Source organism: Proteus sp. FZP2095 (assembly GCF_023701425.1).
Taxonomy (GTDB): domain Bacteria; phylum Pseudomonadota; class Gammaproteobacteria; order Enterobacterales; family Enterobacteriaceae; genus Proteus; species Proteus cibarius.
Map to the genome: position 1 here is coordinate 248,110 of NZ_JAMQBJ010000001.1, position 21,672 is coordinate 269,781.

Consider the following 21,672-nt stretch of genomic DNA (forward strand, 5'->3'; position numbering starts at 1 on the left):
AGGGCTTTTATTTGAATGAATTAGGTATTCTATTTAGCTAAAAATACCCAACTATTGAGAGTAAAAGGTATTTTTATCGGGTGTATTTATACTGTAAATTATCTTCTATTCAATAATAGGAATGATAAGGTCAGCGTGATCACCTTTAGGCCCTTTTATCGTGCTATAATTAACTTTCTGCCCCGCTTTAAGTGTGCGGTAACCTTCCATTCTGATTGTTGAATAGTGGGCAAAAATATCATCGCCACCTTTTGCAGGGGTAATAAAACCAAAGCCCTTAGCATTATTGAACCACTTTACTGTACCTGTCTCCATACTTAGCTTCTCTCATATACTTGTATTTATTTGTTTAACATCACTTTCAGTATATTTACTGAGCTGTTCATAAAACATACTCTATTTTATTGTTTCAATCGTCAAGAGGTGAGGGGGATAGAAAGTGTTTCGAGTAGGTGAAATTTTGATGTAGCTAACGCTTTGTAATTTTTTGAATGTAAAAAGTAGGAATAAAAAAGCGTTGATAGGCAGACTTTCCTGTGAGATGGTAAACTAAATGTCATAATTGAAAGTGACGTTTAATAAAACTATGAGTAATGCAAAACAATGGGTCAGTTTGATTTTTTAACAGAAACCACGTTAAGGGAAGATGTTCATCAGAAAAATGAGCCACCAGCAATGTATAAGGTGATCTTGAATAATGATGATTACACCCCCATGGATTTTGTTGTAGAAGTGCTTACGATGTATTTTTTCCTTAGCGAGGAAAAAGCAACACAAATTATGTTGGACGTTCATCATAAAGGAAAAGGAGTTTGTGGGGTTTATAGTGCGGATATTGCCGAAACAAAAGTGGCTCAAGTTAATCTGTATGCGAGAGAAAATGAATACCCACTTTTGTGTACTCTTGAACAGGCATGATCCGGTTAGTCTTTTAAGGAGGAGGTGCTTATGCTTAATCACGAATTAGAGCTGAGTCTTAATGTTGCATTCGCGAAAGCCCGTGATAACAGACACGAATTTATGACTGTAGAGCACCTGTTGTTGGCGCTATTAAGTAATAAATCGGCACGCGAAGCATTGGAAGCTTGTAAAGTCGATCTGGCAGTCTTACGCGAAGAACTTGAAGTTTTTATTCGTAAAACAACCCCAATTTTGCCTGAAAATGTGGACAGAGAAACACAGCCAACGCTGAGTTTTCAGCGTGTATTACAGCGCGCTGTTTTTCACGTTCAATCATCAGGCAAAAACGAAGTCTCTGGTGCTAACGTGCTGGTGGCTATTTTTAGTGAACAAGAATCTCACGCAGCTTACTTATTACGTAAACACGACGTTAGTCGCCTTGATGTCGTTAACTTTATTTCTCATGGCATTTCGAAAGAAGATCAACAAAACGAAGATCTTTCTGACATGAATGATATGAATGCGCAATCTCAACAAGAGATGCCGCAAGGCGACGATCATATGGATAATTTTACCACTAACCTTAATCAGTTAGCGCGCCAAGGTAAAATTGATCCCCTAATTGGGCGTCAAGCTGAATTAGAAAGAACAATCCAAGTGTTATGTCGTCGCCGCAAAAATAATCCATTATTAGTGGGCGAATCAGGTGTCGGTAAAACAGCTATCGCAGAAGGGCTTGCATGGCGTATTGAGCAAAATGATGTTCCTGATGTGATGAAAGGTTACACTATTTATTCACTCGATATTGGTTCGCTTTTAGCGGGAACTAAATACCGTGGCGATTTCGAAAAACGTTTTAAAGCATTACTGAAAACCCTCGAAAAAGATGAAAAAAGCATCTTATTTATTGATGAGATCCACACCATTATCGGTGCGGGAGCTGCATCGGGTGGGCAAGTTGATGCGGCAAACTTAATTAAACCATTGTTATCTGGTGGTCGAATTCGTGTTATAGGCTCTACGACTTATCAAGAATTTAGTAATATCTTTGAAAAAGACAGAGCGCTTGCGCGTCGCTTCCAAAAAATTGATGTGACTGAACCATCCCCAGATGAGACCGTCTTGATCATTAAAGGATTGCGCCAAAAATACGAAGCACACCATGATGTACGTTATACCAATAAAGCCATTCAGGCAGCGGTGGACCTATCGGTTAAATACATCACAGATAGACATCTACCTGATAAAGCTATCGATGTTATTGATGAAGCAGGCGCAAAAACACGTTTAGTTGCACCAAGCAAACGTAAAAAAACTATTAATGTCTCAGATATTGAATCAGTCGTAGCTAAAATTGCACGTATTCCTGAAAAAACAGTTTCTAGCAGTGATAAATCAATGCTAAAAAATCTCGACAACCAATTAAAAATGTTGGTATTCGGTCAGGATCAAGCGATCCATGCCTTGTCTGAATCGATAAAGATGAGTCGAGCAGGATTAAGCCAAGATAATAAACCGGTGGGTTCATTCTTATTTGCAGGCCCTACTGGGGTAGGTAAAACGGAAGTCACTGTACAGCTAGCTAAAGCATTAAATGTGAAGTTGCTACGCTTTGATATGTCTGAATATATGGAAAGACATACGGTCAGCCGTTTAATTGGTGCTCCTCCTGGTTATGTTGGTTTTGATCAAGGGGGATTATTAACAGACGCTGTCATTAAAAATCCATATTCCGTAGTGTTACTTGATGAAATTGAGAAAGCACATCCGGATGTGTTCAATATCCTGTTACAGGTAATGGATAACGGTACATTAACGGATAACAATGGTCGTAAAGCAGATTTCCGTAATGTCATTTTAGTGATGACAACCAATGCAGGTGTGCGTGAAACACAACGTAAATCAATAGGGTTTACAGAGCAAGATAACAGCACTGATGCGATGGTTGAAATCAAAAAAGCCTTCTCACCTGAATTCCGTAATCGTTTAGATAGTATTATTTGGTTTAATGCATTATCGCCAGAAATTATCTCTATGGTGGTGGATAAATTTATTGTCGAACTACAAGTGCAGTTAGATGATAAAGGGGTATCGCTAGAAGTGAGCCAAGAAGCACGCCAATGGTTGTGTGATAAAGGCTATGATAGAGCGATGGGTGCAAGACCAATGGCGCGTGTTATTCAAGAAAACTTGAAAAAACCATTAGCTAACGAGATTTTATTCGGTTCTCTTGTTAATGGTGGATCGGTTTCTGTGACACTAGATAAACTGGCAGGCAAATTGAATTATGAGTTTGTTAGCCAAGAAAAATTGGCCAAGAATGAAGATGCCGTTATCTAAGGATAGCGGTTAATTTCACTAAGCTATAAAAGCATACACCACAGGTGAGCATCAATAAATGCCTTGCCTGTGGTGTTTTTTTCACCCGTTATATGACAATAACGGGAGAGAACAGATTGGGATCAACGGCTACGGAAGATGATACGGCCTTTGCTCAGGTCATATGGGGTCAGCTCAACGGTAACCTTGTCGCCTGTCAGGATACGAATATAGTTTTTACGCATTTTTCCTGAGATATGAGCGGTAACGACGTGTCCGTTTTCTAATTCTACGCGGAACATCGTGTTTGGCAGAGTATCCAGTACTGTGCCTTGCATTTCAATGTTGTCTTCTTTGGCCATCTAATCCTCTAAGTTTTAATAACCATATTTTTTAAACGGCAAGATAATGCCGAAAATATTGTCCTATGTAAAGGAATGTTATTGGATAGCAATGGTGTTCACCTTGCTATTGTATTTAACATCCTTACCGCAACTTGCGTTTTACTTTGCTAAAGTAAAAGTAATAACAGAAGTTGTAATTCTTTATTTTGTGGTATTTGTAGCAATAAAATAACAGCACCCTAACCACATAATGGGTGTGTAAGATAAAATTTTTGTATAAACCTTTTTGCATAAATAACAGAATGACATTCTTAATTCTGTCTTAAATAAGAAGGGCTTTACAAAAACAAGCAGTGATTATAATTCCAACGATTGCTGATACCAACACTTTTTATCAATAATCACTTTTTTCCAACGAGATAACGCAATTAAATAATGTTCACGTGAAATCTCAGAGGCACCTAACGAGGCAGTATGAGAGTTTAGCACCTGACAATCAAATAGTTGACCCCCATAACGAAGAAAATGGTTATAAAAAGCAATAAAGGCACATTTAGAGGCGTTATCCCTACGGCTAAACATAGACTCGCCACAAAAAACAGCACCCATATTTACTCCATATAACCCTCCAACGAGCTCATCATCTTCCCAAACCTCAACAGAGTGGGCTTCACCTTGTTGATGGAGAGCTTCATAACCTGCTTTTATATCAGGGCCTATCCATGTTCCTTCTTCACGTACAGAACACGCCTCAATCACTGAAGCAAAGGCATGATTAAGTGTAATTTTATAAGGCTGATGACGAATAAATTTACGTAAACTACGCCCAATATGCAAATCACCAGCGGGTAAAATGGCTCTTGGATCGGGTGACCACCATAATGGTTCTTCATTAGGGAAGTACCAAGGAAAAATACCCGATTGATACGCAACACGTAATCGCGAAAGGGAGATTTCTCCCCCTATCGCTAATAAGCCGTTGGGCTCTTTTAAAGCTAAATGAGGCTCTGGAAAATCCAAATCACAATCATCTAATTGAAACAACGGCATATTATGCCTCGTGAACTGGTGTTAATAGAGCCTGTCTTTGATGAAATTTAGCATAATGCCCCTGTTGTTGTAACAACGAAGCATGAGTGCCTGTTTCAACGATTTTTCCGCCATCCATAACGCAGATTTTATCCATTTTATCTAAACCGTGAAGTCTGTGAGTGATCATTAATACAGCTTTACCTTGGCAATGCTGATGCAAGAGTGCGAGGATCTGCTGTTCTGTATCGGCATCAAGGCCTTCTGTTGGCTCATCAAGCAATACAAGAGGTGCATTGTGGAGTAGGGCTCTTGCAAGTCCTAAACGTCGCTGCTCGCCACCAGAGAGCTGTCTACCACCATCACCCATCCATGCATTTAAGCCTTCATCATTTTCAAGTAGTTGCCCAAGACCGACTTGCTGAAGAACATGTTTAAGCTCTTCATCTGTTGCCTGTTCTTTTGCCATCAATAAATTTTCTCTTAATGTATGGCTAAAGACATGAACGCGTTGAGGAACAACGGACATCATTGAGCGTAATGTCTCTTCACCATAATCAGCAATAGGTAAATTATTTAAGCTGATTGTGCCGTGAGTCGGATCAAAAGCGCGATTGATTAACTGCAATAGTGTCGATTTACCACAACCTGTTTTCCCTAATAGGGCAATGTGTTGTCCTGCTTCAATCGTTAAATCAACGTGATTGATGACTTGCATTGGCTGGTTTGGATAAGTAAAGCAAATATTGTGCATTATCAGTGTAGCGCTATTGTTTGTTTCTCCCCCTTTTTTAGGAAAAGTGACATCAGGTTTTTGCTCAATTAAATGAGAAATACGTGTTGCTGATGTCATTACTTGTCCTAAATGCTGGAAAGCAACAGTAACAGGGGCTAATGACTCAAATGCTGCCAATGCACAAAATGTAAATAAGGCAATTAACGCTTCAGGCATAAAGCTATTGTCGATACCGTCAGCTGCTAGCCACAAAATTAATGTCGCTGTTAGTCCTGATGCGAGGATCATCAATGATTGCGATAAACCTGTTAAGTTTGCCTGTTGTGCTTGTCTGCGTAGCCATTTAGCTTCAAGTTGCGCTAAATTTTGTCTAAAACGAGGTAATGCGCCAAAAACAGTTAGCTCAGCTTGTCCTTGCAACATGCTGGTTAACACTGTGCGGTATTGGCCTCGTAAATCAGTAAGATCTCGTCCAATAGGTTTACCTGCATAATAGAATACGAAAGGTAAAACAATCAGCAAGGTAAGCATAATGCCACCTAGCGTATTGGCCAAACGAGCATCAATTAAACCAAGGCCAAACATAATTGTCATAATGACAACAAAAGCGGCAATGATAGGGGAGATAACGCGAATATAAAGGTGATCTAGCGTTTCAACATCAGCAACTAAGCGGTTAAGCAACTCACCTTGACGAAAACGAGCTATTCCACCCGGTGAAAGAGGGAGGATCTTTTTAAAGGTGAATACGCGCAAGTGCGATAATACGCGAAACGTGGCGTCATGACTGACAAGCCTTTCAAAATAACGACCCGCAGTACGAAAAATTGCCGCACCTCGAACACCTGCCGCAGGTAGCATATAGTTAAAGCTATAAATGCCGGCAAAACCAGCAAGAGATGTACCCGCTAAAAACCAGCCTGATAGTGTTAAAAGACCAATACTCGCCAGTAAAGTCAGAATAGCAAGAATAATCCCTAGCAATAACATAAACCCGTGACGGCGATAGAGTGCGAGAAAAGGAAGCAATACTCTCATGATTAAAGTTCCTCTTTACGATGAGCAAGAAGGCGAGCAAAAGCGCCATTCTGTTGGCTTAACGATGCATAAGTACCAGTTTCAATAATTTGGCCTTTTTCCATCACCCAAATTTGGTCATAACCTAAAGTCTCTTCAAGTAGATGAGTAATAAGCAAGGTCGTTTGATTTAATGAGGCATTATTAAGCGCATGCATCACACGTTGTTCGCTATGAGAATCAAGGCTTGCTGCAGGCTCATCTAATAACAAAAATTGACAAGGTGACAATAAAGCACGAGCAACAGCAATACGCTGAGCCTGACCAACAGAAAGGCGTGCAGCACTATCGCCAATAATCGTATTTAAGCCGTCAGGTAATTCATTAATAAAATCGCTGACATAGGCTTTTTCAATGGCAAGATTGATTTGTTCATCGCTGGCATTAGGATTGCTTAAGCGAATATTATCCAGCAAGGTTTGTTCTGGTAAATTAGGATTTTGACCAACCCAGCTTAAACATTGACGCCAAGCTTCAGGGGAGAGCTGTGTTAATTCAATACCATTAACTTTTAATGAGCCACGATAAGGTAAAAAACCGAGTAGTGCATTTAACAACGAGCTTTTACCTGCACCACTAAGACCCACAATCGCAATTCGCTGATTAGGATTAATGGTAAAGTTTAATGGGCCCGCCAGTTTGACACCTTGATGAGATAGAATTTCTAGCTCATGGGCTGTTATCTCGATACTGTCTGTTGCATTGATACGCTCATTGCCTATGAATTGTGGCTTTTCACCTTCGGCTTCTAAAAATTCAACCAAAGATTCAGCCGCACCAATCGCTTGTGCTTTTGCATGATAGTACGTTCCTAAATCACGCAACGGTTGGAAAAATTCAGGGGCTAAGATCAACGCCAAAAAGCCTGAGAAAAGGGTAACACCTAAACCATAACTACCGAAATTAAGCTCACCTAAGTAAGAAAAACCAAAGTAAACCGCCACAACTGCGATGGAAACAGCGGTAAAGAATTCCAATACACCTGATGAAAGGAAGGCCATTCTTAGCACTTCCATTGTTCGTTTACGGAAATCTTCTGTTGCTTCAGTAATCTGTTTAACTTCTGCATTACCACGGTTAAATAACCGTAATGTATCTAATCCTCTTAATCTATCGAGGAAATTACCACTTAAACGACCTAATGCGAGAAAATTTCTACGGTTAGCATCTGCTGCACCTAATCCAACTAATGCCATAAATAACGGGATCAGTGGGGCGGTGAAAAATAGGATCAAGCCAGCAGCCCAGTTAACAGGGAAGATGGTGATAAGGATAAGAATAGGCACAATAGTGGCAAGATACATTTGCGGAATATAACGCGCATAGTAATCTTGCATATCTTCTATTTGTTCTAGAATAATTGTTGCCCAACTCCCCGCTGGTTTACCTTTAACCCAAACAGGGCCTAGCTCTTCAAGTCTATCAAGAACAATTTTACGAATTTGTTGCCTGACCGCCATACCACAGCGATAACCTACACGCTCTCGTATTGCCATCACCACAGCTCGTAAGATAAAAATACCAATAAGGGTGAGAAAGGTAGGTATATGCGTATCACGACTTAGACTGTCCATGATAAATGCTTGAAGTAAAACAGCTAATAACCATGCTTGCGCAATAATTAATAAACCGCTTACAACACCTAGGATCATTGATAGCCGTAGCCATCTACGGGCTGGAGCACTTTGCTGTTTCAGCCATCGAACCAATTCACTTTGTTTAGTTTTATCCATAAGAAAAGATTCAAATCTGCAGGTGAGATACAAAGTATCAGAAAGGCCAAGGGTAAGTAGTTATACGCTTTGGCAACCAGGCTAGTATGTTACATGGTAAAAGGCGCTACTGAAATAGCGCCTTGAAAGGAAGTGATGATTTTAGTTGGATTTTAGTGCGTCTAAGTAACGTTCTGCATCTAAAGCAGCCATACAGCCTGTGCCAGCAGAGGTAATTGCTTGACGATAAATGTGATCCATTACGTCACCAGCTGCAAAAACACCCTCGATAGAGGTTTGTGTTGCATTACCTTGAGTACCTGATTGTACTTTGATGTAACCGTTGTCTAATTCTAATTGACCGTCAAAAATAGCGGTGTTAGGGCTATGTCCAATCGCAATAAAGACGCCCATAACATCTAATTCTTCGGTTTTATCACTCTTAGTGTCTTTTAAGCGAACTTTCGTTACACCCATATCATCGCCAAGAACTTCGTCTAAGGTACGATCAGTATGCAAAATAATATTGCCACTGTTTACTTTATCCATTAAACGGTTAATTAAGATCTTTTCAGAACGGAAAGAATCACGACGGTGGATCAGATGAACTTCTGATGCAATATTAGATAAATAAAGAGCTTCTTCTACAGCCGTATTTCCGCCACCGACAACGGCAACTTTTTGGTTACGATAGAAAAAACCATCACAGGTTGCACAAGCAGAAACGCCTCGGCCTTTAAAAGATTCTTCTGAAGGTAAACCGATATAGCGTGCAGAAGCACCCGTTGCGATAATTAATGCGTCACAAGTGTATTCTTGTTCATCACCAAATAGGCGGAATGGGCGGTTTTTCAGATCGACTTTATTAATATGGTCAGAGATAATCTCTGTATTAAATTTCTCAGCGTGCTGAAACATGCGGTCCATTAAGCCAGGACCTGTTAGCCCCTCAGGGTCTCCGGGCCAGTTTTCGACTTCTGTTGTTGTTGTCAGCTGACCGCCTTTTTCAACACCCGTAATCAGTACTGGTTCTAAGTTTGCTCTTGCAGCATAAACGGCGGCGGTATAACCCGCAGGGCCTGAACCTAAAATAATAAGTTTGCTATGTTTGATGGTGCTCATGTGTACCTCATCTCTGATTAGGCGTGATGCGAATTGAGGGATTGTAGGAGAAATAAGACGTTAAAAAAAGCCAATGACGAGAAATAGACATAATATTTTAGCTATTTTAGCAATAGTTAATACTAATATAGTTTAATAATTATAGAGTTATATTGGGCTAACATCATCGAATTAACCTGAAACATTTTGCTTTACAATTGATGTTTATCTTGCGTATATAGAGAATAACATAGCGCCTTGTTCTGATTTTTACTCATTTGCTTTGACAATCCGCTGTACATTTGCGAAAACATGATTGTTAAAGATAATTATCCTCGGATGTTATACGTAATATTTTTTAGACAGACAGGGTATAGGATAGTTACTTTACGATATTTGCTAATGAGTATTTAGATAAAATAGAACTTTTATCTGGCATTAAAAGAAAATAGATTGGTAGTTTGCTCTGACCGTTTGATACCGAAGTTTCGACAGTGATGCTGATGGTGTACAGGTATGGGTATAGGAAAATAAAGTAAGAGAAAAAGAGAAAGAGAGTATAGAGATGATTGATAATAAAAAACGTCCGGGTAAAGATCTTGATAGAATAGACCGGAATATTCTAAATGAGCTTCAAAAAGATGGTCGTATTTCAAACGTTGAGCTATCTAAACGTGTAGGCTTATCACCAACGCCTTGTTTAGAGCGTGTACGTCGTTTAGAGCGCCAAGGATTTATTTCTGGTTATACAGCACTGTTAAACCCACATTACTTAGATGCATCATTATTAGTATTTGTGGAAATCACACTAAACCGTGGTGCACCAGATGTTTTTGAACAATTCAATATGGCTGTTCAGAAACTTGAAGAAATCCAAGAATGTCATTTAGTTTCTGGTGATTTTGACTATCTGTTGAAAACTCGTGTACCTGATATGTCCGCTTACCGTAAATTACTAGGTGAAACACTGTTACGTCTTCCGGGTGTTAATGACACACGTACATACGTGGTTATGGAAGAAGTTAAACAAAGTAACCGCCTTGTAATTAAAACTCGCTAAGCCAACTTAATAGGTTGGTGCAAAACAGGAAAAATTTAGGTACACTCCTGTTTATGCATACAGTTTCAACGCTGGGACATCTCAGCGTTGTTCCGTTTTAATTCACCCTAAGTTAAACCTGGAGAGCCCTCTTTGAGCCAGGAATATACAGAAGATAAAAATATTCGTTTAACAAAGATAAGCAACCGTCGCCGTATTTGGGAGGCTATTCTCATCCTTATCGGCATTGGCGCTGTCTTTTTAATGGTTTCATTACTTAGCTTTCATCCCTCTGATCCTAGCTGGTCACAAACCACTTGGAATGAGCCTATCCAGAATTTAGGCGGCAGTATCGGAGCATGGTTAGCTGATATTCTATTTTCTGCATTTGGTTTACTTGCCTATGCAATTCCTGTCGTCGTGGTTTTTGGGTGCTGGAATTCTCTACGCTACCAACAAAACCGTGAATACACCGACTTCTTTTCCCTTGCACTTCGCACGATTGGTGCCTTGGCTCTGATCTTTACCTCTTGTGCATTAGCTGATCTTAATTTTGATGATATCTATAATTTCAGCTCTGGTGGTGTAATTGGAAGCTTGTTTAGCAAAGCTCTATTGCCGTGGTTTAATGTTTTAGGCGCTACTCTTGCCCTGTTATCTGTTTGGGCTATTGGTTTTACTCTGTTTACTGGTTGGTCTTGGTTAACAATCACAGAAAAAATTGGTGCCGTTATTTTGGGAAGTGTTGGTTTTATTACCAATAGAGGCCAAAATGAAGCTGATTACGCAGATGAAGAAGAGGAAGATGGCACTCAAGATGTTGCTACAGAAATAGCTGAAAATTCAAATCAAAAAGAAAATCAGCAATCTGAATTAGGAACAGAAGAGAGTGATGATATTTTATTTTCTGCACCTTCAGCACTTGAACTAGCTCGTCAGCAAGAGACAGACGCATTACAACCTAAAGCAGAACAAGAAGATGATTTGCCATCTTTCTCTGCAACTAATGATATAGCAGATGAACATGTACAAACATTGACGCAACCGCAACCAGCTCCTCTTGTGTCAGCACCCGTTTCGCAACCAACTCATACAGAAGAACCAGAACATTATCGTTTTGATATTCCAGAAGCATTTTTAAAAAAAGAAGCTCAATCAGAAGTGAATGCTCCTCAGGATTCTGCTTTGTCCTCGATACCAGAAGAAAGTACACCTTCTGTAATGCCATATGTTGAAAATGAACCTATGGCACAGCCATCATCTGTATCAACAGATAGTTTTATGCCAGCAGGCAAAGAAGTTGAACCTACATTCTCGCTAGCACCTGATACAGACTCTTTAACACAAGCAGCTACGGTGGTAGCTGGTGTGACGACTAGTGCTCTTGTTAGCCATGGTTCTCAAGTTAAACAAGGATTAGGCCCTGAATTACCTCGCCCAAATCCAGTGCGGTTGCCTACACGTCGTGAGCTTTATGGCATTCATATTCCTTCACAACGCGAAGCTGAATTACGTCGTCGTGAAGAGGCTATTCAGTCTGAACCTGAAGATGAGTTAGCTGATATTCAAGAACAAGCAAATTTTGAACAAGAGTTGCGCCAGCAATTCCTCGAACAGCAACGTGAACGTTATGGTGAAAACGATAGTACTGATCCTGAAGATATTATTGAGCCTCATCAGCCAAGTATCACAACACCAATATCTTCATTTGGTCATAAACAAGATGAATATCGTGATGAGCCAACAGTTACCGCGAATACATTCTCTTCCACAGAAGAAAATAACAACGATATTGATGAAGATGAGCAATATCAGCAACAGTTGGCAGCACAATTTAAGCAACAATTGCAGGATCGTTATGGCGATGATGTTTCGTTAGATGATGACGAAGATGAGGTTTTACCTCAAATATTAACATCAGCGCCTTCATTGCAAGCAACAACGGGTTATCAGCCTCATATTCAACATTCGTTTGCCTCACAATCAGCGCAACCGACACAAACTATTGAGAAAAAAGTTGAATACCCAGCCAGCAATGCATTTTTACAAATTTCACCTCGAGATGAAGAAGAGGAAGAGTACAGCCCTAAAATTGAGCTAGAAAGAGAGCTCACTGCATTAGAGGCATTCTCACCAATTGATGATCTATTGGATGAAGATCCGATAGAGCCAGTATTTACACCAATTGTTTCTGAACCTGTTACACCACAAGCTGCACCTCAATCACGTATTGAGCCACAGTCTAATATGGCGCAGCATTTTGCACAGCAACAGCAACAGCAACAGCAACAGCAACAGCAACAGCAACAGCAACAGCAACAGCAACAGCAACAGCAACAGCAACAGCAACAGCAACAATCTTTAATTCATCCATTGTTGATGCGTAATGATAGGCCGTTGCAAAAGCCAACAACACCAATGCCTTCTCTGGATTTACTAACAACACCGCCAGTAGAAGATGAACCTGTTGATATGTTTGAGCTTGAGCGTATTGGTAAACTTATTGAAGCACGTCTTAATGATTACCGAGTTAAAGCCAAGGTTGTTGGTATTTCACCGGGGCCTGTTATCACTCGTTTTGAACTTGAACTTGCTCCGGGTGTAAAAGCCGCACGTATATCAAATTTATCGCGCGACTTAGCGCGTTCATTGTCTGCTATTGCGGTACGTATTGTTGAAGTTATTCCGGGGAAACCTTATGTAGGACTGGAATTACCTAACAAAAAACGTCAAACCGTATATATGCGTGAATTGTTAGATAGCGAGGCATTCAGAGATAGCCGTTCTCCATTAACCGTTGTTTTAGGTAAAGATATTGGCGGTCAGCCAGTTGTTGCCAATCTAGCTAAAATGCCTCACTTACTTGTTGCTGGTACAACGGGGTCAGGTAAATCTGTCGGTGTGAATGCGATGATCATCAGCATTCTCTATAAAGCGAAACCAGAGGATGTTCGCTTTATTATGATTGATCCTAAAATGCTTGAGCTTTCAGTTTATGAAGGTATTCCACATCTTTTAACTGAAGTTGTTACTGATATGAAAGATGCCGCAAGTGCTCTGCGTTGGAGTGTGGCTGAAATGGAACGTCGTTATAAACTAATGTCAGCATTAGGTGTGCGTAATCTTGCAGGTTATAACGAAAAAATTAAAGAAGCTGAAGCAATGGCACGTCCTATTCCTGATCCATTCTGGAAACCAAGCGACAGTATGGCAACAGAAATACCAACGTTAGAAAAAGAACCTTATATTGTTGTTGTCGTTGATGAATTTGCTGATTTGATGATGACAGCAGGTAAAAAAGTTGAAGAGTTGATTGCTCGCTTAGCGCAAAAAGCACGTGCTGCGGGTATTCACCTTGTGCTTGCGACACAAAGGCCTTCTGTTGATATTATTACAGGCTTAATTAAAGCTAATATTCCGAGCCGTATCGCATTTACTGTATCGAGTAAAATCGACTCTCGAACTATTTTAGACCAAGGTGGTGCAGAGTCATTACTAGGCATGGGTGATATGCTTTATGCACCTAATGGCTTTGTGCCTGAACGTGTTCATGGTGCTTTTGTTAGTGATGATGAAGTCCATGCCGTAGCAACTGACTGGAAAGCTCGAGGTCGTCCTCAATATATTGAAGCCATTACAAAATGTAGCGAAGAAGGTGAAGGCAATAGTGGCGGTGGATATGATGATGGTGAAGAGCTTGATCCTTTGTTTGACCAAGCCGTAGAATTTGTAGTTGAAAAACAACGTGTTTCTATTTCTGGTGTACAACGCCAATTTAGAATTGGTTATAACCGCGCGGCAAGAATTGTGGAACAGATGGAAATGCAAGGTATTGTGAGTGCGCCAAACCACAACAATACTCGTGATGTACTTTCACCACCACCTTCAGATATGTAATATCTTGAAAACACAGTTATCAGCTAATGAGATAGCATGGTAATCTGCACAACATCATCAATAATTTATACGCCGACATTATGTCGGCGTTATCTCATGCCGAGGCTTGTAGAATGAAAAAAGTATTATTTGCAGTGTGTGCGATGACATTAATAAGTAGCCAAGCCGCTTGGGCTGATGCACGTCAGGATTTGCAACAACGATTAAATAAAGTAAATAGTTTTCAAGCAAACTTTAGTCAAACTGTGACCAGCAATGAAGGCTCACTTATCCAAAAGGGGGAAGGAAGTTTAAAAGTACAACGCCCTGATTTGTTTAATTGGCAAATGACTGCTCCGGATGAGAGTACGCTAATCTCCGATGGTAAAACATTGTGGTTTTATAACCCTTTTGTCGAGCAAGTCACAGCAACTTGGCTTGAAAGTGCTACAACCAATACGCCTTTTATGCTGATCGCCCGTAATGACAGTAAAGAGTGGCAAAACTATGATGTAAAACAGTCTGGTGATCGTTTTGAGTTAACTCCTAAAGTAGAAAATAACTTAAAACACTTTACGATAACTGTATTACCTAATGGACAAATTCAGCAATTCGCTGCCACAGAACAAGACGGTCAAGTCAGTAATTACCAATTGACTGCACAGACTGCTGCGCCAATCGATGCTTCCGCGTTTCGCTTTACACCTCCTGCGGGTGTGACTGTGGATGACCAACGTCAGTGAGGATATTTTGAGTAATTTATCACTCGATTTTTCACGCAATGAGTTTCAACCTTTAGCCGCAAGAATGCGACCTGAAACGTTGGAACAATATATCGGACAAACTCATTTACTTGCCGAAGGTAAGCCATTACCTCGAGCAATTAAAGCGGGTCAATTGCATTCCATGATCTTATGGGGGCCTCCTGGCACGGGTAAAACAACCCTTGCTGAGATCATTGGTCGGTACGCGCAAGCTGATATAGAACGATTATCTGCGGTGACATCGGGTATTAAAGAAATCAGAGAATCTATTGAAATTGCACGTCAAAACCGCAATGCAGGGCGCAGAACGATCTTGTTTGTTGATGAGGTTCACCGTTTCAATAAGAGTCAACAAGATGCTTTTTTGCCTCATATTGAAGACGGTACGATCACTTTTATTGGTGCAACAACAGAAAATCCCTCTTTTGAATTAAATTCCGCGTTGCTATCCAGAGCAAGAGTTTATCTATTACGTTCATTAACCGAAGCTGATATTGAGCAAGTGCTACAACAAGCACTAGACGATCCAGAACGAGGTTTAGGCGGGCGTAATATTATTTTGCCAGATGATACGCGCAAAATGATTGCACAACTGGTTAATGGTGATGCACGTCGTTCATTAAATTTACTTGAAATGATGGCGGATATTGCTGAGGTTGATAATCAAGGAATACGAGTATTAACGCCGGCATTACTGACAGAAATCAGTGGTGAACGTAGTGCTCGTTTTGATAATAAAGGTGATCGCTTTTACGATCTTATTTCTGCATTACATAAGTCAGTCAGGGGATCTGCACCTGATGCTGCTCTTTATTGGTATGCAAGGATCATAACAGCGGGTGGCGATCCGCTTTATGTGGCTCGTCGGTTATTGGCGATTGCGTCAGAAGATGTGGGAAATGCTGATCCTCGCGCTATGCAAGTGGCAATTGCTGCATGGGATTGCTTTACTCGAGTGGGTCCCGCAGAAGGTGAGCGCGCTATTGCTCAAGCAATTGTATATCTGGCTTGCGCACCAAAAAGTAATGCCGTTTATACCGCATTTAAAGCAGCTATTGTCGATGCAAAAAGTAAGCCAGATTATGATGTACCTGAGCATTTACGTAATGCACCAACAAAATTAATGAAAGAAATGAGGCTTGGTGCTGAATATCGTTATGCTCATGATGAGCCTAATGGTTATGCTGCTGGAGAGGTCTATTTCCCTAAAGAAATGGCAAATACGCAGTACTATTACCCAGTAAAAAGAGGGTTAGAGATCAAGGTTGCAGAGAAATTAGACTGGCTATCTCAACAAGATCAAAATAGTGTTACAAAACGCTATCGCAAAATGTAAAGATGCGGTAAGGTTATTAAATTATCATTAATTTCTTAACTATGCCTTGTCTCAGGTATCTTTTTATAAGATAGGAGAGAAGGTTTTTATTAATCTATCAATAAGCACAGGATAAGCATGCTCGATCCAAATCTACTGCGTAATGAGCTAGACGCGGTCGCCGAAAAACTGGCTCGCAGGGGGTTCACCCTCGATGTGGAAAAAATCCGTCAACAAGAAGAACGCCGTAAGGTGTTACAGGTTGAAACTGAATCCCTGCAAGCAGAACGTAATTCTCGATCGAAGTCCATTGGTGCGGCAAAAGCGCGTGGTGAAGATATTGAGCCACTTCGTCAAGAAGTTAACCTGTTAGGTGAAAAACTTGAAGCTGCAAAAGCCGAACTTGAAGTGCTTCAAGCGGAAATTCGTGATTACGTTTTAACTATTCCAAACATGCCAGACGATGCTGTTCCAAATGGCAAAGATGACAGCGAAAACGTTGAAGTTTCTCGTTGGGGCACACCAAAGACTTATGATTTTGAATTAAAAGATCATGTGACTTTAGGTGAACTAACAGATGGTTTAGATTTTGCTTCAGCGGTGAAAATCACCGGCTCACGTTTTGTTGTGATGAAAGGTCAAATTGCACGTCTACATCGTGCTATCACACAATTTATGCTGAATCTGCATACAGAAGAGCACGGCTACCAAGAAATGTATGTTCCTTACTTGGTTAACCACGCAACGCTGTACGGTACAGGTCAGTTACCTAAATTTAGTGAAGACTTATTTCACACTAAACCGTTAGAAGAAGAAGCAGAAAGCCAATACGCGCTTATTCCAACAGCGGAAGTACCTGTGACAAATATGGTAAGAGACGTTATTCTTGAAGAAGACGATCTACCATTGCGAATGACTGCGCATACGCCTTGCTTCCGTTCAGAAGCAGGCTCTTATGGTCGTGATACTCGTGGCCTTATTCGTATGCACCAATTTGATAAAGTTGAGCTGGTTCAAATCGTTCATCCTGAAAAATCAATGGAAGCATTAGAAGAGCTAACGGGCCATGCTGAGAAAGTGCTGCAACTACTGAATCTGCCATATCGTAAAGTTGTGCTTTGCACTGGTGATATCGGTTTTGGCGCTCGTAAAACATATGACTTAGAAGTATGGGTTCCGGCTCAAAATACTTACCGTGAAATTTCTTCATGCTCTAACTGCTGGGATTTCCAAGCTCGTCGTATGCAAGCGCGTTTCCGTGCTAAAGGTGACAAGAAAACGCAATTAGTTCACACATTAAACGGTTCTGGCTTAGCTGTAGGTCGTACTTTAGTTGCAATTATGGAAAACTATCAAATGGCTGATGGCCGTATTGAAATTCCAGAAGTGTTACGTCCATACATGAACGGTTTAGAATATATCGGTTAATAATTCTCTAATTAATTGAGTATTAATAATTTAACCCTCTGCTTAGGCAGGGGGTTTTTGTTTAATGATATAGAAAGAAATTAAAAGGTATATCTTTATTTAATGCACAATATCTCAATGAGGTTTAGATAAATAAGGTAATAGAGAAAAAAATATCTCTATTTTTCTTTCGTTTTCCATATTAACAAAATCGTCCATTGCAATTTCTATATAATCAATGGTTTTATTATGAATAGTAAATTTATACATTAAATGTCCACTCCAACTACGGTGAACATAGATACAATTTTCTATACTATAAGAGAGCCATTTATCTTCCATACATGAAGGTAACCAACCATTTAATATATTTCTTTCTGCCTCTTCAGTTAGAGAATAATTAATATAATGAATTAATGGTGTTTTTTCAAAGTACTTTAAGTTTTTTAATATTTCTTTATTTATCATTTTATTTATTCCAAAAACTTTAATTCTTCTACAGACTACTGAAACAGATTTAACTTTTCAAAAAGAATGTACAAGAACTTGGATGTTTTAACATAAAAAGGGAGCATAATATTGTAATTAAATAAAAAGTGATAGCTAGGTTTTCACCATTTATTCTTAATAAAAGATTTTCTAGCCTTCTTAGTGTCATCTAAATATAGTTATAAAATGTAGAAAAAGATGATTATAAAAAAATTCTTACTAAATAAAGTAGGATTAAATAAAAATATAACGCAATCCTACGTTGGTTAAACTGGTCACGGCATATCTAATTTATGTTGCTAAATTATACCTATCGCTCGAATTTACCTCAGTTACGTTATGACGTTTCTATTTCATTAGAACCCTACAAAAGAGCATATTCTATGATAGTTTCTAAACAGCAGTTACATCAATTAATAAAAAATAAATTACATCATGCAGGATTAAGTGAGTCTCATGCGGATACGGTGGCTGATGTCTTAGTCCATGCTGATGCCAAAGGTATTCATTCTCATGGTGCAGTACGTGTAGAGTATTATGCAGAGCGGATAAGTAAGGGTGGTACGAATAAGCGTCCTGATTTTACTTATACTGAAACGGGACCTTGTAGCGCTGTATTTGATGGTGATAATGGTGCAGGGCATGTTGCAGCGAAAGATGCAATGGAACGTGCTATCAAAATGGCACAAGACAAGGGCGTTGCTGTTGTTGGTGTAAGACGAATTGGTCATAGTGGAGCACTGTCTTACTTTGTTGAACAAGCATCAAAAGCGGGTATGGTAGGTATTTCGTTGTGCCAATCTGATCCAATGGTTGTTCCTTTTGGTGGCTCAGAAGTTTATTACGGCACAAATCCTATTGCATTTTCTGCTCCAGGCGTAGGTGATAAACATATTACATTTGATATGGCGACAACCGTGCAGGCATGGGGTAAAGTGTTAGATGCGCGTTCACGCCATGTCGATATTCCCGATACTTGGGCTGTTGATGAAAGTGGTAAATCTACAACCGATCCCTTTGCAGTAAAAGGGTTATTGCCTATTGCAGGCCCTAAAGGCTATGGCTTAATGATGATGGTTGATGTGTTGTCTGGTGTTTTACTTGGGCTTCCTTTTGGTAAACATGTCAGTTCGATGTATCACGATTTAACACAAGGGCGAGAATTGGGTCAATTGCATATTGTGATTAATCCCGCTTTCTTTACTGATGCTACTCTATTTAGAGAACATATCTCACAGGTTATGGGCGAATTAAATGCAATTAAACCTGCACCGAATGTAGATAAAGTTCTCTATCCTGGTGAGAATAGTCAAATAGAAGAGCAAAGAAGCGAGAAAGAAGGCATTGAAATTGTTGATGAAATTTATGATTATTTAATATCTGATATGCTTTATAACAAATCCTATAACAATAAAGACCCATTTGCGGGTTAATGATAATAGCTATTTATTCTAGACAATAAAAAGCAGTAGAGTTTACGCTCTACTGCTGTTTTATTTAAGTAAGTTAATGTTAATAATTAACTAACTAATTTACCAATATTAGATTCAGCGGTTTTATTAAGAGAAATTGTTCCATTTCCACCATTATTTCCTTGGCTACTTACATTATGGTGATAAAAAATATCACGATAAGAGCCATACATTGCAGTGTAAGAAAGAGGAATAGTGATTAATAGCCCTAAACCAAATGGAATAACACTAATAGCGATAATAAAGAACAGTAAAATAAAGAAGAAGAACCCACCCGCTAAATTTATTTTTACGGCTGAAAGGCTTGCTTTAACCGCAGGGAATGCTTTATAGCCGTTGACTAATACAAGAGCCGGGACAAACCAATAGGCGGCTGTACTCAATGTGCCAAAAATAGCAATAATAACAAAAAATAATATAAATCCAGATGAGTTATCCATCAACATTTCAACAATAATCTCTTCAGGATAATCGCTATTGATAGCATAAAAAACATCCATCATGGCGGCACTGCTGACGATAAATGCAAGAATAAAGCCTACAAGTAAAATGAGAAAACTAATACCGTAAGCCCCCATCAAACTAAGATAACGTTTGTTATAGAAACCAACAAATAAGGAATCAACATCAATACGTTGAGTTTCATACTGTTGGTGAGCAATTGCGACGACACCAGCAGCTAATACAGTAGTAACAAAAGGTGAGATAATTGGACCAATTAGCGGAATAAATCCAAGAATGGTCGATATAATAAGGCTAACAATAAAGTAGATAATAATAACGCCTATCCACATCCAAAAACGTTCTTTTATTAAATCCCATCCCAGTCCTAGCCAGCGAACACCACCTGAGGCACCTCGAGCTTGAGGAATAGGCGTGAATACCTCTTGTGGCTCTGTTAGCGATGAATTGTTGTCTTGTTCCATTTCCTGTACCTTAATCCCGATATCTTTGTTTATAAATATAAGCCCTCTATAATATCTTTTTGTTTTGTTATTAATCAACTGTATTAAAGCTAATATAGGTTAAGGATAATCTTATAAAGGCGATTTAGGTTTGTTGATATATTTCATCTTTAACAATAAAAAATAGCGCAAAAATCATTAATCTCATGAAAGGTACATTATTTTTAGAAATTCTTTTTAAGAATAAGATACATAAAATGAAAAGAACAAAGAGAAATGAAAATAGAACTTTCTTGTATCAATATAGTTTTACTCTATAAATAAAAAAGCAGTGCTTAAAAACACTGCTTCTTAAATTAATTTCAAATAGAAAAACTTAATACATGACTTTATGGCCGTAAGACTCAAGAATTGATTTTACATTTTCCATCGTCTCTTTTGACGGTGGATGAATACCATCGAGTTTGTATTCTTCTCCTAAAGCTACCCATTTATGTTTGCCGAGTTCGTGGTAAGGAAGAAGTTCTACTTTCTCGATATTTTTCATATCTTTAATAAACTCGCCTAAACGATGAGCAGAATCATCATCATCAGACCAACCAGGCACAACCACATAACGAACCCATGTTTTTTGGCCTCGTTTTGCTAAATAACGTGCGAATTCAAGTGTACGCTGGTTTGATACACCAACCAGTTTCTGATGGATCTCATCATTGACTTGTTTTAGGTCGAGCATCACTAAGTCGGTGGCATCCATTAATTCATCAATAACAGGGTCATAACGACGAACAAAGCCGTTAGTATCTAAACAGGTATGGATATTTTCTTTCTGGCAAGCACGGAACCAATCACGTACAAACTCTGCTTGCAAAATTGCTTCGCCGCCTGAAGCAGTAACACCGCCGCCAGAAGCATTCATAAAATGACGATAGGTAACCGCCTCTTTCATTAGTTCATCAACTGTGACGATTTGCCCACCATGAGTATCCCATGTGTCACGGTTGTGACAATAGAGGCATCTCATTAGGCATCCTTGAAAGAAAACAATGAAACGTATTCCGGGACCGTCAACAGTACCGCAGGATTCAAATGAGTGGATACGACCAAGTACGGACATAACAGGGTTACTCCAAAACTGTCTAATAAAAAGGCCCCGAAGTAGGGGCCTTTATTCTAAGCGATTTTAT

At 39.5% G+C, this 21,672-nt stretch carries 17 protein-coding genes; 8 read left to right on the plus strand and 9 right to left on the minus strand.

Features of this window, described 5'->3' with window-relative positions; all coding sequences use genetic code 11:
• Positions 1-105: 105 nt before the first annotated feature.
• Positions 106-315 carry a cold shock domain-containing protein CspD gene (gene cspD, locus NBG71_RS01140; protein ID WP_023581298.1) on the minus strand — a complete coding sequence of 70 codons (210 nt, stop codon included), beginning with the start codon at positions 313-315 and terminating at the stop codon, positions 106-108.
• 288 nt (positions 316-603) lie between these two features.
• Between cspD and clpS the strand changes: the two genes are divergently transcribed.
• Positions 604-918 carry an ATP-dependent Clp protease adapter ClpS gene (gene clpS / locus NBG71_RS01145; RefSeq protein ID WP_075672467.1) on the plus strand — a complete coding sequence of 105 codons (315 nt, stop codon included), beginning with the start codon at positions 604-606 and terminating at the stop codon, positions 916-918.
• Between the two features lie 30 nt (positions 919-948).
• The gene (clpA, locus tag NBG71_RS01150) at positions 949-3,240 is read left to right on the plus strand and encodes an ATP-dependent Clp protease ATP-binding subunit ClpA (protein ID WP_075672465.1); all 2,292 of its coding nucleotides are present in this window, start codon (positions 949-951) and stop codon (positions 3,238-3,240) included.
• A 122-nt stretch (positions 3,241-3,362) separates the two neighbouring features.
• Here clpA and infA read toward each other — a convergent pair whose 3' ends face one another.
• From infA to trxB, 5 genes are all read right to left on the minus strand, one after another.
• Positions 3,363-3,581: a translation initiation factor IF-1 gene (infA, locus tag NBG71_RS01155; protein WP_004244560.1), complete on the minus strand. Its 219-nt coding sequence runs from the start codon at positions 3,579-3,581 to the stop codon at positions 3,363-3,365.
• 339 nt (positions 3,582-3,920) lie between these two features.
• The gene (aat, locus tag NBG71_RS01160; protein ID WP_075672463.1) at positions 3,921-4,613 is read right to left on the minus strand and encodes a leucyl/phenylalanyl-tRNA--protein transferase; all 693 of its coding nucleotides are present in this window, start codon (positions 4,611-4,613) and stop codon (positions 3,921-3,923) included.
• Between the two features lies 1 nt (position 4,614).
• Positions 4,615-6,366 (minus strand): heme ABC transporter ATP-binding protein/permease CydC, encoded by a 1,752-nt coding sequence (gene cydC, locus NBG71_RS01165; protein WP_250916467.1) that lies wholly within the window; start codon positions 6,364-6,366, stop codon positions 4,615-4,617.
• Positions 6,367-6,368: 2 nt separating this feature from the next.
• Positions 6,369-8,138 carry a heme ABC transporter permease/ATP-binding protein CydD gene (gene cydD / locus NBG71_RS01170; protein ID WP_099659775.1) on the minus strand — a complete coding sequence of 590 codons (1,770 nt, stop codon included), beginning with the start codon at positions 8,136-8,138 and terminating at the stop codon, positions 6,369-6,371.
• Between the two features lie 141 nt (positions 8,139-8,279).
• Positions 8,280-9,239 carry a thioredoxin-disulfide reductase gene (gene trxB / locus NBG71_RS01175; RefSeq protein WP_075672457.1) on the minus strand — a complete coding sequence of 320 codons (960 nt, stop codon included), beginning with the start codon at positions 9,237-9,239 and terminating at the stop codon, positions 8,280-8,282.
• Between the two features lie 544 nt (positions 9,240-9,783).
• Between trxB and lrp the strand changes: the two genes are divergently transcribed.
• The 5 genes from lrp (at position 9,784) to serS (ending at position 17,640) form a co-directional block, all read left to right on the plus strand.
• Positions 9,784-10,278 (plus strand): leucine-responsive transcriptional regulator Lrp, encoded by a 495-nt coding sequence (lrp, locus tag NBG71_RS01180; RefSeq protein WP_004244566.1) that lies wholly within the window; start codon positions 9,784-9,786, stop codon positions 10,276-10,278.
• A 132-nt stretch (positions 10,279-10,410) separates the two neighbouring features.
• Complete coding sequence (locus tag NBG71_RS01185) at positions 10,411-14,154, plus strand: DNA translocase FtsK 4TM domain-containing protein (RefSeq protein WP_250916468.1); 3,744 nt, start codon at positions 10,411-10,413, stop codon at positions 14,152-14,154.
• A 113-nt stretch (positions 14,155-14,267) separates the two neighbouring features.
• A complete protein-coding gene (lolA, locus tag NBG71_RS01190) occupies positions 14,268-14,876 on the plus strand; it encodes an outer membrane lipoprotein periplasmic chaperone LolA (RefSeq protein ID WP_075672453.1) in 609 nt (202 codons plus the stop codon).
• 7 nt (positions 14,877-14,883) lie between these two features.
• The gene (locus NBG71_RS01195) at positions 14,884-16,233 is read left to right on the plus strand and encodes a replication-associated recombination protein A (protein ID WP_191902104.1); all 1,350 of its coding nucleotides are present in this window, start codon (positions 14,884-14,886) and stop codon (positions 16,231-16,233) included.
• 117 nt (positions 16,234-16,350) lie between these two features.
• Positions 16,351-17,640, plus strand: coding sequence for a serine--tRNA ligase (gene serS / locus NBG71_RS01200; RefSeq protein WP_069368177.1), 1,290 nt, complete (start codon positions 16,351-16,353; stop codon positions 17,638-17,640).
• A gap of 114 nt (positions 17,641-17,754) precedes the next feature.
• On the opposite strand, the gene NBG71_RS01205 is transcribed toward serS, so the two are convergent.
• A complete protein-coding gene (locus NBG71_RS01205; RefSeq protein WP_109419896.1) occupies positions 17,755-18,087 on the minus strand; it encodes a hypothetical protein in 333 nt (110 codons plus the stop codon).
• A 404-nt stretch (positions 18,088-18,491) separates the two neighbouring features.
• Between NBG71_RS01205 and allD the strand changes: the two genes are divergently transcribed.
• The gene (gene allD / locus NBG71_RS01210) at positions 18,492-19,541 is read left to right on the plus strand and encodes an ureidoglycolate dehydrogenase (protein WP_159363913.1); all 1,050 of its coding nucleotides are present in this window, start codon (positions 18,492-18,494) and stop codon (positions 19,539-19,541) included.
• Between the two features lie 86 nt (positions 19,542-19,627).
• Here allD and NBG71_RS01215 read toward each other — a convergent pair whose 3' ends face one another.
• Positions 19,628-20,506 carry a BPSS1780 family membrane protein gene (locus tag NBG71_RS01215; protein WP_159241902.1) on the minus strand — a complete coding sequence of 293 codons (879 nt, stop codon included), beginning with the start codon at positions 20,504-20,506 and terminating at the stop codon, positions 19,628-19,630.
• Positions 20,507-20,861: 355 nt separating this feature from the next.
• Positions 20,862-21,602: a pyruvate formate lyase 1-activating protein gene (gene pflA / locus NBG71_RS01220; RefSeq protein WP_036938126.1), complete on the minus strand. Its 741-nt coding sequence runs from the start codon at positions 21,600-21,602 to the stop codon at positions 20,862-20,864.
• Positions 21,603-21,672 lie beyond the last annotated feature (70 nt).

Coding starts and splice junctions, on each gene's coding strand:
- cspD (WP_023581298.1), bottom strand. CDS start 315: ATGGAGACAGGTACAGTAAAGTGGTTCAATAATGCTAAGGGCTTTGGT.
- clpS (WP_075672467.1), top strand. CDS start 604: ATGGGTCAGTTTGATTTTTTAACAGAAACCACGTTAAGGGAAGATGTT.
- clpA (WP_075672465.1), top strand. CDS start 949: ATGCTTAATCACGAATTAGAGCTGAGTCTTAATGTTGCATTCGCGAAA.
- infA (WP_004244560.1), bottom strand. CDS start 3,581: ATGGCCAAAGAAGACAACATTGAAATGCAAGGCACAGTACTGGATACT.
- aat (WP_075672463.1), bottom strand. CDS start 4,613: ATGCCGTTGTTTCAATTAGATGATTGTGATTTGGATTTTCCAGAGCCT.
- cydC (WP_250916467.1), bottom strand. CDS start 6,366: ATGAGAGTATTGCTTCCTTTTCTCGCACTCTATCGCCGTCACGGGTTT.
- cydD (WP_099659775.1), bottom strand. CDS start 8,138: ATGGATAAAACTAAACAAAGTGAATTGGTTCGATGGCTGAAACAGCAA.
- trxB (WP_075672457.1), bottom strand. CDS start 9,239: ATGAGCACCATCAAACATAGCAAACTTATTATTTTAGGTTCAGGCCCT.
- lrp (WP_004244566.1), top strand. CDS start 9,784: ATGATTGATAATAAAAAACGTCCGGGTAAAGATCTTGATAGAATAGAC.
- lolA (WP_075672453.1), top strand. CDS start 14,268: ATGAAAAAAGTATTATTTGCAGTGTGTGCGATGACATTAATAAGTAGC.
- serS (WP_069368177.1), top strand. CDS start 16,351: ATGCTCGATCCAAATCTACTGCGTAATGAGCTAGACGCGGTCGCCGAA.
- NBG71_RS01205 (WP_109419896.1), bottom strand. CDS start 18,087: ATGATAAATAAAGAAATATTAAAAAACTTAAAGTACTTTGAAAAAACA.
- allD (WP_159363913.1), top strand. CDS start 18,492: ATGATAGTTTCTAAACAGCAGTTACATCAATTAATAAAAAATAAATTA.
- NBG71_RS01215 (WP_159241902.1), bottom strand. CDS start 20,506: ATGGAACAAGACAACAATTCATCGCTAACAGAGCCACAAGAGGTATTC.
- pflA (WP_036938126.1), bottom strand. CDS start 21,602: ATGTCCGTACTTGGTCGTATCCACTCATTTGAATCCTGCGGTACTGTT.